Origin of the sequence: Pedobacter sp. SG908 (assembly GCF_011759615.1) — a bacterium.
In the GTDB taxonomy this organism is placed as follows: Bacteria; Bacteroidota; Bacteroidia; order Sphingobacteriales; family Sphingobacteriaceae; genus Pedobacter; species Pedobacter riviphilus.
Genome location: NZ_JAAOYY010000001.1, coordinates 1,029,092 through 1,043,770 on the forward strand (window position 1 = coordinate 1,029,092; position 14,679 = coordinate 1,043,770).

Genomic DNA, 14,679 nt, shown 5'->3' on the forward strand with positions numbered 1-14,679 from the left:
AATTTTTATGCAGGAACCTGCTGAAACTACCGTTCATCAAAATAAAACTTTTACCGATATCAATTACGCGGGTAAGCAGCTGCAAAAGCGAGAGTTTATCAAGTGTGAATTTATAAGGTGCGATTTTTCTAAAAGTGAACTGAGCCATAACGATTTTGTTGACTGTGAATTTAGCCACTGTAATTTCTCGCTCACTCAGGTAACAGGTACAGGTTTTAGTAACATTACATTCACAGATTGTAAAATACTGGGTATTGATTTTTCTACCTGCAATAAATTTATGTTCTCCTTTTCTTTTAAGGGGTGCATTTTTGATTATTCTGTTTTTTATGGTACCAAGCTCAGGAAAACAAATTTTATTAACTGCTCACTAAAGGAAGTCGATTTCGAATCGGCAGATTTATCTTCAGCTGTTTTTAATAATTGCGACCTCACGGTTACGTCTTTTAACCGGACAATTCTGGAGAAAACTGATTTCCGCACCGCGAGGAATTTTTCTTTCGATCCTGCGCTGAACAACATGAAAAAAGCCAGGTTTTCGTCGAATAACCTTTCGGGTTTATTGGACCACTTCAAGCTGGATATTGAGGATTAGGTAGCTAATCTGGAATCGATTACCCGGCTAGCCAATCTACAAAGCATACGCCGTTTCGGCCTTTGATTGATTCAGTACCAAAAAACTCTGTATATTTCCAACATAAGCGAGGGCACCTATATTGTCTCTCAGGAAATTATTATAAGAAACCATATCGGGCATGGCAACCTTAAGCATAAAATCGAAATGACCAGTAAGGTGATAACACTCCATCACCTCGGGGTATTTCTCCATTTCTGCCTTGAATGCACTTACAATATCTTCTGAATGCATGGTAAGCTGAATATGAGGAAAGGCTATAAAATGCGACCTCAATTTATCAATGTCTACAATGGCAACTGTTGATTTGATGTAGCCATTTGCCCGCAGTTTTTTAATACGCTCTACAATATGGGTCATGCTCTTCCTAAGCTTTCCAGAAACTTCTTTATAGGTTAATAATCCGTCATGTTGTAAAAGATTTAGGATTTCGATATCTGTCTGATCAACTTTTTGAGGTTGCATGTAAATACTTAGTGTATAATTGTTTCTATTTTGTTCGCTTTTGTAAAGCCTAAAAATAATTAAAATAAGGTATATTTATCTAATTTATTCTTGTTAATTAAAAAAGTACTTAGTGTATATATTACAATAATAGTGAGAATTATGAAGTGAAAATAAAAATTATATTCTGTCAGCTTATTTTCTTGATGTACCAAACCAAATTTTTAGGATGTTTAGGGTTTGCTAAAAAATAATTTTTACCAAAAAAACAGGTTGTTGCGGTATAATTTGCTTAACTACTGATCTTTACACTGTAATTTATTTAACCAAATATTATTTTTCTCATGCATAAAAAACACAATTTTGGTGCCGGCCCATGCATATTGCCGTCATCTGTAATGGAACAAGCTGCGCAGGCTGTAATCAATTGGGGCGGAATGGGTTTATCTATTTTAGAAGTTTCACACCGATCGCCAGAGTTTGAAGATGTGGTACTTAAAACCCAGCTTTTGGTTCGCGAGTTATTGTCCGTTCCTGATCACTATTCTGTGCTTTTTTTGCAGGGCGGGGCCAGTACACAATTTGCTATGGTTCCAATGAATTTTTTAAATGCAGGGAAAAAAGCGGCTTATCTTGATACCGGGTACTTTGCACAGAAAGCCATTAAAGAAGCCAGGTTATTTGGTGAGGTAGAAATTGTAGCTTCATCGAAAGATAAAGATTATGCTTATATCCCGGTTGAGTTTAATAACGATAAGCAAGCTGCATACCTCCATTGCACTTCAAATAATACGATTGAGGGGACAGAAATATTTGATTTTTCTACTGCAGGTGCCCCGTTGATATGCGATATGTCGTCAGATATTTTTTCCAGAAAGATTGATGTTAACGATTTTGATCTTATTTACGCGGGTGCACAAAAGAATATGGGGCCGGCTGGGATGACGCTTGTTATTGCTAAAAATGAATTTCTAAACCAGGCAAAAAAAGAAATTCCATCAATGATGGACTACCGGGTATTCCGCGATAATATGAGCATGTACAATACGCCGCCGGTTTTTTCTATCTATGTAGCCATGCTCAATTTATTGTGGCTTAAAGATCAAGGTGGGGTAAGCGGGATAGAGGAAAGAAATATAGAGAAAGCAAGATTATTATATGCTGAGATAGACCGGAATTCTCTTTTTTACGGTACTGCCGACGTTGCACACCGCTCTCGGATGAATGTTACTTTTTTAGCTGTTAATAAAGATGTAGAGGCCGAATTCTTAAAATTTGCAGCAGATCAGGGAATTGTAGGCATAAAAGGCTACAGAACAGTCGGCGGATTTAGGGCTTCACTTTACAATGCGCTCCCATTATCGAGTGTTGAAGTATTGGTTAATGCCATGGCCAGTTTTGAAAAAGCATACAGTGATAAAGTTGTTCTTGAACTCGAATAATCCGTTAAACAATGATAAAGATCTCACCATTAAAGGCATTACAGCCAGGCAAAGACATATTTGATCTGATGATTTCTGATCAGGTAAACGGTAAGGTGCATAAAAATGAGCAGCTTTCGTTTGATGACCTGGTCCATTTATTTGGATGTCCTATAGATGATCGGCCTGCTATTTATGTTTATGAGTTCCGTGGCGAGTTTGGTAAAATGAGAGGAATCTGGGCGGCTATTGATCTTTCTCAAACACCCGTAAATGCAATTAAAAGGCACGAAGAAACCGTATTGTCGAAAGTAGAATCGCTTAAAATAGACCGAAAAAGTAAGGCAATGCAAAAATCCCCAATTTTATTGGTACATAAAAAAGATAAAGCTTTAGATGCTCTTATTGATTTTGTAGTGCGTACACGAAAACCTTTGACAAGCGAATGGTCGCAGATGGAGCATTTTCTTTATCAGGTAGTGGAAGAAGATGTGATTGAAAAATTTGTTGAAGAATTTATGAAGCTCCAGGCGGTTTATCTTGCCGATGGTCATCATCGTTTGGAAGCAGCCTGTTCGCTACAGAAAAGTATTCCCCAGCAGATCAGTTCGCTATTTGTTTCTGCCGATGTAATTTCTATAGGTGCCTTTCATAGGGTGGTTTTGGGTGTAGATATTTCCTACTCCTTGTTGATGGAAAAACTGAAACAGTATTATTATATCTCAAAAATCCCCAATAACAAAGCTTATAAACCAGATCGGAAGAATAGGGTAGGACTTTGTTTTAAAGGCGAATGGTACCAACTGGATTTAAATGAAGCTTCTAGTGCATTGTTGGATGTACCAGACACGGTGATTTTACAAGATAAAATCCTTTCAGCTGTGCTAGGCATCAATAAACCGAAGGAAGACGACAGGCTTATCTGCTATCCGGATTGCAAATGGTCTGAATTTCTTGCTGAGCTGGATCACGATGAAACTTCGATTGGCTTTTCTCTTTTTCCAATGACAGCTGAGGCTTTTATTAAAGCTGCGGAAAAGGCTGAGTTTTTGCCGCCCAAATCTACATGGATAGCGCCAAAGGTTCCTCAGGGGTTTATGGCGAGTAGTCCGGTGGCTATTATGGCAAAGGGTGAAAGGGTACAGGTAAATTAATGGTTAAACCTATAAAACAAACGATATGTTTGATTTCGATTTAGAAAGTATAGCACAGATTGGGGCTACTTTTCTGATAATTGCTTTCTTTTTAGTGGCCTTATACAAAAAGCGACTTAAGGTAAGCAAGAAAAAAAATGATGAGGAACAGGATGATTTACATTGGCTCTAAAACTGTTAAATTGGATTTGGATTGTAGGCTTTTTGTTAAAGTAAACGAATTTAATTTGATAGGTAGGTTGATTATAGCAATTTGAATATAGTTAAATTTTATACTTTTGGGTTATTGATATTTACAATTTAACCCGATGTGTTTTATGAGAATGCTTTTTAGAGTCTGTATACTTTCTGTTTTAATCTGTTCATCTATACTGGCGAGTGCCCAAACCGTTACCTTAGATTATTTTTTTAATCGCGAAACCCGAAAAGATAAACAGGGTAAAGAAGTCCGGTTTCATTATCTGTGGAGTGAGCAGGCAATGAGTGGTTTTTCTATTTTTGGCAATGTATTTAAAAAAGAAGGATTTAAATTAGATTCGCTCGAAATAGCACCAACATTGGCCAATTTAAAAGGAAGTGATGTTTACTTAATTGTAGATCCCGATCGTCCGAAAGAAAACCCTAAACCAAATTACATAGAGGCTAACCACATTGCCGCAATTTCTGCATGGGTAAAGCAGGGTGGCGTATTGGTAATGTTTGCCAATGATAGTGCGAATGTAGAATTACCACATTTTAATAAACTTGCCAATGTATTCGGTATGCATTTTACCAACGAAATGCAGAACCATGTAATTGACGATGCACATTTTGAAGATGGCGGCATTTCGATCAAAAACAATCCGGTGTTTAAAACGGCAAAAAAAATATTCATGAAAGATATATGCTCAATCGATACCAAAAACGGTGCAAAACCAGTATTGAAAAACGCAGCCGGTGCAACGGTTATTGCCACTACCAAATTTGGCAAAGGAAATGTAATTGCCATTGCCGACCCATGGTTGTACAATGAATATGTAAACGGCCGTTTGCCAAAAGAAATGGGCTTTGAAAACGATAAAGCTGCTGTAGATCTGGTAAAGTGGTTAAAAAGCCTTACCCGGAAATAGTTAAAGATTATCCAGCTTAAAATAGCCTAAATGAATTTCATCTTCAGGTAAATCGCCTGAAGATGTTTTTATTTCGATAAGGTATTTTCGTTTCGATTCTTCGCTTAAAATATCTTCAATCTTATAAATATCGTCTACATCAATACCGTACTTTTCATCGATGTGGGCATTGGCGCCTTTTATCGAATTGGTTTTAAAGAATACCGTTTTCTTTGCTTCTTGTACGGCCTTTGCCCTTTCATCATGTACAGATAAAACAATATAATGTTGTTCGTATAGCTGGTTCGATTGATAGCCCCCAAGATTAATAAAAAATAGTTTCTTGGTACAAGGAGTAGTATTGCCATCTCTTAATTTAATATTGATTTCATAATTGTCAATCTTATTCACTTCCCGCCAGCCATCTATGTGGATACTGGCTCCTGCCTCTGGCCAAAATGCTTTAATTTCGGGCACGAGATCTTTCAGCGAATGGGCAATGCCGAAGAAATAATCGTGCTGCTCTACGTTTCGTTTTGGGGCTTTTGAGCCCAGTAAAAGCATATATAGGTTTAAATCGCTCATTATTAAGGTTATCGGTTAATTGTTTGAATCGGTTAATTGCCTCGAACTGATTAATGCCAGCCATTAAACTGGTCCATAGTCATGGATTATTGGTCATTGGTTCGCTCGATTATTCAAAAGGCAGTCACTAATCTTTTAACAACAGTAATTGCAATTGGTTCTCAGGATTTGTGATTTAACTACATTTTCAATCAATTTAAAACAATTTCGACTTTTTAAGATTATATGACCTAACGGGTTATAACATGCTAAATAAAACGCATCAAGAATAGATGAATTTAACTACTGCAAAAAAAAGAATTGCCATTATCGGTGGAGGACCAAGTGGCCTTTTCATGTATAAAAGATTAATTGAATCTAAAGCCACCAACTTCGAAATAGAGATATTCGAACGTAAAGATTATTTAGGAGCGGGAATGCCTTATAGTAATGAAGGTGCAAATGTAGAACATATCACTAATGTATCGGATAATGAAATTCCGATCATATTCAACTCTATTGAAGATTGGGTGAAAATTGCACCAAAAGAAATTTTAAAAAGATTTGATATCAACGAAGAAAAATTTAATGAATATAAGGTATTGCCGCGATTGTTTTTTGGCGAATATCTTTCCGCACAATTTAAGTTATTAAAAGAAGCTGCAGAAAATAAAGAGATTAAGACCAATGTACAATTAAATTGCGTAGTAGAAGATATCATCGATTTTCCTGATGATAATCAGGTAGCGGTATGTGTAAAGGGGCTACCTAAAGCCTATTTCGACCAAGTTGTTATTTGTATCGGCCACAATTGGCCAAAGAAGTACGAAGGTAGTATTCCCAACTATTTCGATTCGCCTTACCCTCCAAAAAAGCTTTTACTGAAACTTCATCATCCGGTAGGGGTTATGGGCTCATCGTTAACAGCTATTGATGCATTAAGAACGTTGGCCCGGCAAAACGGAAAGTTTGAGGAAAAAGAGGATGGAACTTATCGTTATCATTTAGCGTGCGAAGGATTTAAAGTTGTAATGCATTCGCGTAATGGCTTGTTGCCTGCTATCCGCTTCCACCTGGAAGATTCGCATTTAGGAAAGGAAGAAACGCTGAGTAAAGCCGAAATTAAAGAGAGTATGGCCAAGAACGGAGGTTTTTTATCATTAGACTTTGTGTTTGAAAAGAATTTTAAGGAAATATTTATTAAAAAGGATCCAGCTTTTTACGAGCAGATCAAAAATATGAACCTGGAAGAATTTGTTCTGGCCATGATGACTTTCAGGGAAAAATTAGAACCTTTCGATCTTTTTAAAAAGGAATATAAAGAGGCCGAAAAATCTATAGAAACGCGGAAATCTATTTATTGGAAAGAGGCCTTGGCTGTTTTAAGTTTTGCGATGAATTATCCTGCCAAATACCTTTCTGCCGAAGACATGGAACGGCTACAAAAGATATTAATGCCCCTAATTTCTATCGTCATTGCATTTGTACCCCAAAGCTCGTGCAGAGAATTACTGGCATTACACGATGCGGGTGTGTTAAGTATTGTGGCCGTTGGGGATGAGGCAGAGGTTAAGCCATTAGAAACCGGCGGCGCAGATTATCATTACAGGGTAGGTGATAAGAAGGTAGTTGTTCACTTCGATACCTTTATCGATTGCACTGGCCAACCACATCTTTCTTTCGACGATTTTCCTTTCAAAAGCTTAATTAACAATGGAACGCTTAGTCCGGCCAGATTAAAATTTCAGTCGCCTGAGCGCGGAAAGGAAGAAATGAAACATCATGATTTAGTGACAAAGAAAGGGAATAATTACTTTTTAACTGTGCCAGGCATTACCATCAACGATCATTTTCAGGTGGTTAATGAAGCGGGCCAGGCAAACAAAAGAATCTATATCATGGCGGTTCCGTACATTGGGGGGTATAATCCCGATTACTCTGGTATCGACTTCTGCGAAGCCGCATCGGAAGCAGTGTTGAGTAGTATTTTGAGTTAAAGAGGTATTACAAAGTGATGTCCTAAAACTAGTTATTGCTATAATCGCTTAAGAACTTAAACCAGATTGTTGAACCTACAAAAAACTGATACTTACTTGTTTTAAATGGGCAGTTTTGAATTTAGTGAACAATTGGTTCCTGTCAATTTTAATTTTCTACAAGAAATGAAGCATAGTAAAACGGTTTATGAGCTATTGAATTTCGAGACGATAAGCAGCCGTTTTTTTGAGAAATAATTTATGCGGTGAGTGTTGATTTTTTTTGTTGATTTATGCTGAAATTACTCAAAAATAGTATAATAGAATAAAATCTTTCCAATAAAAAAGTGCCTTCGGACAGATTAAATGCGGTTTTTAGAAAAAAAACAAACGTTTGCGCTTAATTTCTGTTATGTCTTTTTTTGATTACAAATTTGCTAAGAATGGTAAAGCATTTCACAAGCGTAAGTGAGGATAAATATAACGCTAGCGCATTAATTTTTTTGATGAATTAAACCATCATATACACTATTCTACTTAATCCTTATTCGTTATTAGAATATCGTTGATAAAAATTATAAAAATTAGCTGATTAATGCCGCCGTTCAGGCATTATAGCCTTTTCTGGCTTAGTACATTACGCTGTTTTTAAGCAAACGTTTGCGTTAAGAAAAATAAAAATCCAGTATTCTTAATATATAACTTGCATTACCAAGTATTAACGAGCCGATATTTTATTTTAGTATTACGAGCAAAAAAACTGTTATAAACTAACAGCAAAATAATTAATAATAAAATAATAAGCCCCTAACCAGGGTATAACTAACAAACAAACAAAAACTAATCATTCTGGGCAATATATTTTGCTTTAAGAATTAATATTAATCAACTCTAAACCATATTCCATGATCAAAAAATTTACTTTTTGTCTAGTGGCATTGCTATGCCCAAAATCTCAAATAGAGACATTTTCTTAATTACATTTTAACAATCGAGTTTCTTCTTTAAACACTTAAACTTTTAATTAAACTAATAAAATGGTTAAAATTTATACAAGCGTTTGTATTGCCTTGTTTTTATCTGTTTTTGGATCACAATCTTTGTATGCCCACCGGGTATGGCTTAAAACGGCTAATGGTAGCTATTTTGTTTTTCAGCATGATACTACTAAAGCTAATAAAGCTAAAAAAGATTCGTCCGCTTATTCCATTAAAACCGATACAATTGGCCAAATGGTTAGAGCGCTACAGAAATTTAAAACGGTACGTGATACAATTAACATCCGTTCTTCAACACCTGTTCCCAATTTATCATTACAGCAAATCATTAAAGGTAATTTGGCTGGCGTTTACGTACAGGAACCAAACGGCGAACCTGGAACTGAGCAAAGCATGATTATACAAGGTACGTCTGGTTTACTATTTAATAAGAAAGACATTTATGCTTTACAGCCTGCTGTTTATTTAAATGGTGTGCCCCTGGTAGCGGATAATCCTTTTGCATTTGACGTACAGAAATATGATTATAACAGGATTGGGCCTGCAACCAATTTACTTTCACAAATAGATATTAATAATATACAGTCGATTACTGTTATTAAAGATCCTTTTGAACTGGCCAAACTTGGTCCAAATGCAGCAAACGGGGCTATATATATTACCACTAAAAATGCCAAGGCCGGACTTAGAGATATTAGTTTAAATACTTATTTTGGTTATGTAACTGCCCCTCAAGTAAATACGGTTAACGGGGTTTACGAAAATAATTTCAGAAGTCAGTTTTACAAAAAATATAATCCAGCTGGTAGCCCTGCTTCTTATTTGCGCGATTCTACCAACGTAGCTTATTTTGGCCCTTCAAACTGGACTGACTTATACTATCAAAATACGCCAACTTTTTCTGCCGATCTAGGTATAACCGGGGGTACAGAAAGAGCAAACTTCAGGTTTTTTGGTTCGGGCACCAAAAATGCAGGAAATGCAGATAATACAGGTATTAACCGCTATAATTTGTTTTTTGGTATCAATATGGCACCATTTAAATGGCTTACAGTATCGAGTACAGTTAATACTGCCCGTTTAGATCGTACCAGAAACAAAAGTTTACGCGATCGTTTTGCAGAAACACGCTATATACCCGATTTAAGTAGCCCACTTTCTCCAAATGCCGATTCTTATGCCAACTATTTAACTGAAAACGACAGAAATGTAGATAACAATCGTTCCACAGTATTAAACGGAAACCTGACCTTAAGTGCAAAGGTGAATAAATTTGTAATCTCTACTACTGGTTTGTTCAATTACAACGAAGGGATCAGGGATTACTTTATCCCATCAACCTTGCTGGCAGGTATCAGTTATATTTCTAATTATTTTGGTTACAGCCAAAGGGTATCACTCAATAACAGCATTAGCTACAAATATGATATCAATAAAAACCATGTTATTGATTTTGAAATTGGACAGAGCTTACAGGGCGATACCTACAAGTATAATTATGCAAGAGCCTACAATGGCCCGAATGATTATGTAAAACTGACTTTTGTTGATGGTAACCCAACCAGAGATGGAGCTGATAACCCGGATTACCTTAACGTGCTATCCGAGGGTAATTTTTATGTATTCAGGTATATAGATAAGGAGCGTAATAATTTAATGTCTTTTTATGGATCGGCAAAATACGCTTATAAAAGCCTGTTTACCTTTAATGCCTTATTGAGAAGAGATGGTACATCTAATGGACAGCCAGATAGCCGTTGGGTTACTACTCCGGCATTTAATGTCAACTGGAATTTAAAAGAACAGTTTTTAAAAGGCAATAGCGTAATTGATGCATTACATCTAAGCGCAGGCTGGGGCAGAACTTTAAGGGTTTTCCAAGATGACCGTTTTGCTGCAGGACCACAGTACCGTTCGGAAAACGGATGGGAAGAAGAACCAACTATTCCAGGTTATGGTGGTTTGCTAGGCATTAACCGTCCATATAATAGTGGATTTATTGGTTACAACATTAGCCTTCCTTTTGCCGATCGTACGAGTGTAACTTTAGACGCATCGTTTTTAAACAGTCGCATTAATACTGCAGTTACGGTATATAACCGTGAAGATAAAAACAGTGTGATAGGATTGCCTGTAGCCGTTGAAACAGGTTATTCTACCCAATATAAATCGGGGATGGATATCAATAATAAAGGGGTAGAATTTTTGGTTAATGGTGCAGTGTTACAACAACGTAATGGCTTAACCTGGAATACTGGACTAAACTTAAGCTATAACAAAAATAAACTTTCGGCATTGCCAGAGGGCTTAAACGAATTAATTTATCAGAACGACAATAAATTGCAGGTAGGTAAATCGGTAGGCAGTTATTGGTTATACACCAACCAAGGTATTTACAATAGCGATGCTGAAGTACCTGCTGGCAGAACTTTTAACGGGATTCCACTAAAAGCCGGCGATCCGAAATGGGTTGATTACAATAACGATAACCGCATCGACAGTAAAGACAAAGTATTAACAGGAGATAGATTACCAAAATTTGTGGGTGGCTGGAACAATACCATTGCCTACAAAAACTTCGATTTAAACTTCAATTTCATTTTTGCTGCCGGCCAAAAAGCTATAAACCAATACGAGGCAACCCGTTACGGTTTTGTAAACCGCGAAGCAGGAAATGATATCAACTCAGTTAAAGAAGTTTCTTCATGGCAATCATTCGATAACGAGAAAAACTATCCAATATACAATCCGTGGAGCCCTGTAGATGCTTACCGTACCGATCAGGACCTGTTTTTAGAAAGTGCCTCTTATGTGAAGTTAAGATCGGTTACCTTGGGTTACGATTTTAGTAAAACAGGTTTATTCAAAAAAGCCGGTGGAAAAATCAGAAGAGCCTATTTATATGCTACAGCCTTAAACGTATTTACCCTAACCGATTTTTCAGGTGTTGATCCAGAACTGATCAATTACAATGGGGTATACGACGGTGCAAATATCACCATCCCACGAACATTTGTTTTAGGCTTCAAACTCGATTTATAAAATATACCATTATTGATATGAAATATTCTAATTATAAAATTAGTATCTACAGGTCGGTTACCCTAGTGCTAGCACTAACCATTGTTGGTATGGGCAATTTCTCCTGTAAGAAAATTGATGATGTACAATCAACAAGATTAGCTACCGAAGAAAGTAATTGGAAAACGTTGGAAGACGCCCGTGCAAACTTACTTTCGGTATATGGACTGATGCGTTCGGCTACCGTTTCCGATAACACCCATTGGTTAATGGGCGATTTACGCCAGGGCGATTTTCAGATCACCAACAGGGCAGATCTTAAATCTATCGTTGCGGGGCAGTTAAATGCACAGAACCCTGTAATTAACAGGATTACCAACTGGCGTAGGTTTTATGCCGTAGTTAATGCTGCGAGTTTATTTATCGAGCGCTCTAAGCAGATAATACCATTAGATTCGCGTTATACTCAGATAAACAATAATGTAGATGTTGCACAGGCCAGAATATTAAGGGCATTTGCTTATTTCTATATGGTAAGGATCTGGGGTGATGTGCCTTTGTTAACCTCATCGCACGACGGCGATTTTGTACAATTGCCAAGAACCGCTAAAGAGAAAGTTTTACAGTTTGCTACAACCGAACTATTGGCTGCAGCACAGGTAGTACCTTTTAAGTACGGTGGCGATGATCCAATTCTACCAGGGCTTTATTATGGCGCAGGCTGGGCAAGCTGGAACGGAAATATTTTTACCCGCTTATCGGCCTATATTATCTTAGCCCACATTGCGGCTTGGCAAGGCAATTACCTGGATGCAGCCACTTACTCAAAATTTGTGTTGGATAATTATACCAAATCTAACGGAAGTGGTTCGAATGGGATTGTTTATTTGGATATGGACGCCCTTACTGAGAATGTAAACTACTATAGTCCATTTGCGTTTAAACGCGCAACTGTACTGGTTGGTTTTCCATTTGAGGCAGGTAATGGTTTATCAACTGCTAACGGCCATATTGAGCAGTTAACCTTGGCATCGCCATTTATTCCTAAAACGCAACCTGAAATGTTTGTGCCAAAGGATAGTATCCTTAAAATATTTACCGATCCTGGAGATTTAAGGTTTAGCATTAACCCTGTTACAGGCTTATACCGAACAAATTATTTTTACAACTTCACTTCAGAACAACCCATTTTTAACAAGATCAAAGTAATTTATACGGCTCAAACCTCTGGTAACTTAACCCTGTTCAGTTCTACCATGCTGTTTAGCCGTATTGAAGAAATCACCTTGCTTAGAGCCGAGGCCTGTGCCGTATTGGGACAGCGTGATGAAGCCATTTCTGCACTGAACAAAGCCGCAAACTTGAGAGGAACAGCTACTTATAATGCTGCATCGGGCAAAGATTTGGTTGATGCCATTTTTGAAGAACGCAGAAGGGAGTTAATGGGGGAAGGTTGGAGATGGTACGACATTGTACGTTACAACAGGCTTAAAAATGCTACCGGTACCTTCATCAAGAAAAATGGTGTGTCACTTACATTCACGCAGTTTGAGCGTGCAGGAGGTATTTACTGGCCGGTATCTCAAGATGTAATCAATGCAAATCCATCGGTTACCCAAAACCCATACTGGCAATAATCAATCAGAAGATCATGAAAAAGAAATTATATAAACATAGCCTATTGTTGCTAATAGCTGTAATGGGTATTTATTTAAGTGCCTGCAAAAAAAACGATTCTCCTTATTACGACTATACCAATACGGTGCAAACCTATAAAGGAACTGCAGTGGATTATTTAAAATCGAAACCGAACACTTTTGATTCGCTGCTTTTGGTGTTGGACCGTTTTCCTTTTTTGAAGGATTCTTTAACCAATCAGAAAGTAACCTTGTTTGCACCTGTAAATGAAAATTTCGCGGCATCGGTTAAATATTTAAACCAAACCAGAAAAGCAGAAGGGAAAGGGCCTATTTATTTAAGCACCGCAGATCCGTTGGAACTGGCATTTATGCTTTCAAAATATATTATAAGGGGAAACTTAACATCTGCTACTTATGCCAGTACGATTGATGGTATTTCGGTAACAACAGTAGCCTCTAACTACCCCATGCATGTTAAAGCACTACAGGCTAATGCATCAGGCTTTATAGGTGGAGGTGCCACTACACTCGAATATAGCGATATGTACGGCTCAACCATTAGGCTCAACTGGGTAACCACCAATACCAATGCCATTAACATCAAAACCAATAATGCTACCATAAACATTTTAACCCCGCTGCACAATTTTGGGTTTGATGAATTTACATACAGATTAGACCAATAGCCTTATGAAGATGAAAACTAAAAAATACTTTCTTAGTGTAGCGATAATGCTAACAGGCATGATGCTCGTATTGGTATCGTGTAAGAAAAATTTACCAGATAATAGGTTGTCTATAGCCAATGATAGCCAGTACACACAGTTTCTATATCAGCCTACTTTAGGTAGAAACACCTTATTTACCAATAATTTTACATACGGCAATTCGAGCAGGCCTCTGGATTTTAAAATTGTAAACATGCGTACTTTTGGTGGCGAGCCTGCTCCTGAACTAACCAAACTTTATCCGGTTAAAGTATGGAAAACAGCCTATGATGGTACCGAAAAATCGCTGGCCGAAATTGAAGCAAAACGCGTAATAGAAAACCATCCACTTTTCGAAGTACGCCCACATTCAGGCGAATTTTTAATGTGGGCCGAAGCCAACTCTAATATGATTAAGGCACAACCAGATTCGGGTTATGTTTTTGACGTAGAAATGTCGAATACCGGTGGAAGGAAATATTTTCAGAATTTCCGTCTTAGCCCATTGCGCGAACGCCCTTATGAGCCATCGCCATTAGATCCGATAACAGGACAGGGAACATCAACCTCTGTGAGTCCTGCAGGTTTATTTATTACCGGAACAAGAACCAATCAGTTCTTATCATCGAGTGATGTAGCCGTGGTGTTTAATAAATTGCCAAAAGGGCTGCCAGGCTATTCCGGACATAGCATCAGTTTTAAATTTATAGATACGCTGGCTCAGGTTATCGATCCAAATAAGTTTGCTTTAACCGATTGGGGCAATTTGGTACATGGTTTTAATATGATAAAAGATGCCACCAAAATAAAATTTGATGTGGCTTATCCGATTCCTTTAACCGCATATCCTACAAAATATACCACAACAGATGGTGGTGCGGCAAGGGTGGTTTTCAGGTTCGACAGGCAGGCATTTGGTGCAGTTTTGCTCCACTGTTATCTCGCCTTAAATTTCAAGATCTACGAAGAGGGGGATTGGGAAATTATCTTTCAGTTTAAGAACGACAAACCAAAATTTGATAACGACTGATG

12 protein-coding genes are annotated in these 14,679 nt (G+C 37.5%); 10 read left to right on the forward strand and 2 right to left on the reverse strand.

Annotation, left to right across the window (positions count from 1 at the left end):
* Window positions 1-7 precede the first annotated feature (7 nt).
* Entirely contained in the window at window positions 8-595 is a 588-nt protein-coding gene (locus tag FHT21_RS04420) for a pentapeptide repeat-containing protein (RefSeq protein WP_167293544.1), read from the forward strand.
* A 36-nt stretch (window positions 596-631) separates the two neighbouring features.
* On the opposite strand, the gene FHT21_RS04425 is transcribed toward FHT21_RS04420, so the two are convergent.
* A complete protein-coding gene (locus tag FHT21_RS04425) occupies window positions 632-1,099 on the reverse strand; it encodes an Lrp/AsnC family transcriptional regulator (protein WP_167293545.1) in 468 nt (155 codons plus the stop codon).
* 323 nt (window positions 1,100-1,422) lie between these two features.
* Here FHT21_RS04425 and serC point away from each other — a divergent pair, with 323 nt between their 5' ends.
* The 4 genes from serC (at window position 1,423) to FHT21_RS04445 (ending at window position 4,762) form a co-directional block, all read left to right on the forward strand.
* Window positions 1,423-2,520, forward strand: coding sequence for a 3-phosphoserine/phosphohydroxythreonine transaminase (gene serC / locus FHT21_RS04430; RefSeq protein WP_167293546.1), 1,098 nt, complete (start codon window positions 1,423-1,425; stop codon window positions 2,518-2,520).
* Between the two features lie 11 nt (window positions 2,521-2,531).
* Window positions 2,532-3,653 carry a DUF1015 family protein gene (locus FHT21_RS04435; protein WP_167293547.1) on the forward strand — a complete coding sequence of 374 codons (1,122 nt, stop codon included), beginning with the start codon at window positions 2,532-2,534 and terminating at the stop codon, window positions 3,651-3,653.
* A gap of 25 nt (window positions 3,654-3,678) precedes the next feature.
* The gene (locus tag FHT21_RS04440) at window positions 3,679-3,825 is read left to right on the forward strand and encodes a hypothetical protein (RefSeq protein ID WP_167293548.1); all 147 of its coding nucleotides are present in this window, start codon (window positions 3,679-3,681) and stop codon (window positions 3,823-3,825) included.
* Between the two features lie 145 nt (window positions 3,826-3,970).
* On the forward strand, window positions 3,971-4,762 hold the full coding sequence (locus tag FHT21_RS04445; protein WP_243853857.1) for a lacto-N-biose phosphorylase central domain-containing protein: 792 nt from the start codon (window positions 3,971-3,973) through the stop codon (window positions 4,760-4,762).
* Here FHT21_RS04445 and FHT21_RS04450 read toward each other — a convergent pair whose 3' ends face one another.
* Window positions 4,763-5,326: a DUF1543 domain-containing protein gene (locus FHT21_RS04450; protein ID WP_167293549.1), complete on the reverse strand. Its 564-nt coding sequence runs from the start codon at window positions 5,324-5,326 to the stop codon at window positions 4,763-4,765. It lies immediately after the preceding gene.
* Between the two features lie 272 nt (window positions 5,327-5,598).
* Here FHT21_RS04450 and FHT21_RS04455 point away from each other — a divergent pair, with 272 nt between their 5' ends.
* From FHT21_RS04455 to FHT21_RS04475, 5 genes are all read left to right on the forward strand, one after another.
* Window positions 5,599-7,302, forward strand: coding sequence for an FAD/NAD(P)-binding protein (locus FHT21_RS04455; RefSeq protein WP_167293550.1), 1,704 nt, complete (start codon window positions 5,599-5,601; stop codon window positions 7,300-7,302).
* Between the two features lie 1,016 nt (window positions 7,303-8,318).
* Window positions 8,319-11,321, forward strand: coding sequence for a SusC/RagA family TonB-linked outer membrane protein (locus FHT21_RS04460; protein WP_167293551.1), 3,003 nt, complete (start codon window positions 8,319-8,321; stop codon window positions 11,319-11,321).
* A gap of 17 nt (window positions 11,322-11,338) precedes the next feature.
* Entirely contained in the window at window positions 11,339-12,937 is a 1,599-nt protein-coding gene (locus FHT21_RS04465) for a RagB/SusD family nutrient uptake outer membrane protein (protein ID WP_167293552.1), read from the forward strand.
* A gap of 14 nt (window positions 12,938-12,951) precedes the next feature.
* Window positions 12,952-13,626, forward strand: coding sequence for a hypothetical protein (locus FHT21_RS04470; protein WP_167293553.1), 675 nt, complete (start codon window positions 12,952-12,954; stop codon window positions 13,624-13,626).
* A 10-nt stretch (window positions 13,627-13,636) separates the two neighbouring features.
* Window positions 13,637-14,677 (forward strand): DUF5007 domain-containing protein, encoded by a 1,041-nt coding sequence (locus FHT21_RS04475; protein WP_167293554.1) that lies wholly within the window; start codon window positions 13,637-13,639, stop codon window positions 14,675-14,677.
* Window positions 14,678-14,679 lie beyond the last annotated feature (2 nt).

Excerpts from the sequence above, each read along its gene's own strand:
- FHT21_RS04420 (WP_167293544.1), top strand. The coding sequence starts at position 8 with ATGCAGGAACCTGCTGAAACTACCGTTCATCAAAATAAAACTTTTACC.
- FHT21_RS04425 (WP_167293545.1), bottom strand. The coding sequence starts at position 1,099 with ATGCAACCTCAAAAAGTTGATCAGACAGATATCGAAATCCTAAATCTT.
- serC (WP_167293546.1), top strand. The coding sequence starts at position 1,423 with ATGCATAAAAAACACAATTTTGGTGCCGGCCCATGCATATTGCCGTCA.
- FHT21_RS04435 (WP_167293547.1), top strand. The coding sequence starts at position 2,532 with ATGATAAAGATCTCACCATTAAAGGCATTACAGCCAGGCAAAGACATA.
- FHT21_RS04440 (WP_167293548.1), top strand. The coding sequence starts at position 3,679 with ATGTTTGATTTCGATTTAGAAAGTATAGCACAGATTGGGGCTACTTTT.
- FHT21_RS04445 (WP_243853857.1), top strand. The coding sequence starts at position 3,971 with ATGAGAATGCTTTTTAGAGTCTGTATACTTTCTGTTTTAATCTGTTCA.
- FHT21_RS04450 (WP_167293549.1), bottom strand. The coding sequence starts at position 5,326 with ATGAGCGATTTAAACCTATATATGCTTTTACTGGGCTCAAAAGCCCCA.
- FHT21_RS04455 (WP_167293550.1), top strand. The coding sequence starts at position 5,599 with ATGAATTTAACTACTGCAAAAAAAAGAATTGCCATTATCGGTGGAGGA.
- FHT21_RS04460 (WP_167293551.1), top strand. The coding sequence starts at position 8,319 with ATGGTTAAAATTTATACAAGCGTTTGTATTGCCTTGTTTTTATCTGTT.
- FHT21_RS04465 (WP_167293552.1), top strand. The coding sequence starts at position 11,339 with ATGAAATATTCTAATTATAAAATTAGTATCTACAGGTCGGTTACCCTA.
- FHT21_RS04470 (WP_167293553.1), top strand. The coding sequence starts at position 12,952 with ATGAAAAAGAAATTATATAAACATAGCCTATTGTTGCTAATAGCTGTA.
- FHT21_RS04475 (WP_167293554.1), top strand. The coding sequence starts at position 13,637 with ATGAAAACTAAAAAATACTTTCTTAGTGTAGCGATAATGCTAACAGGC.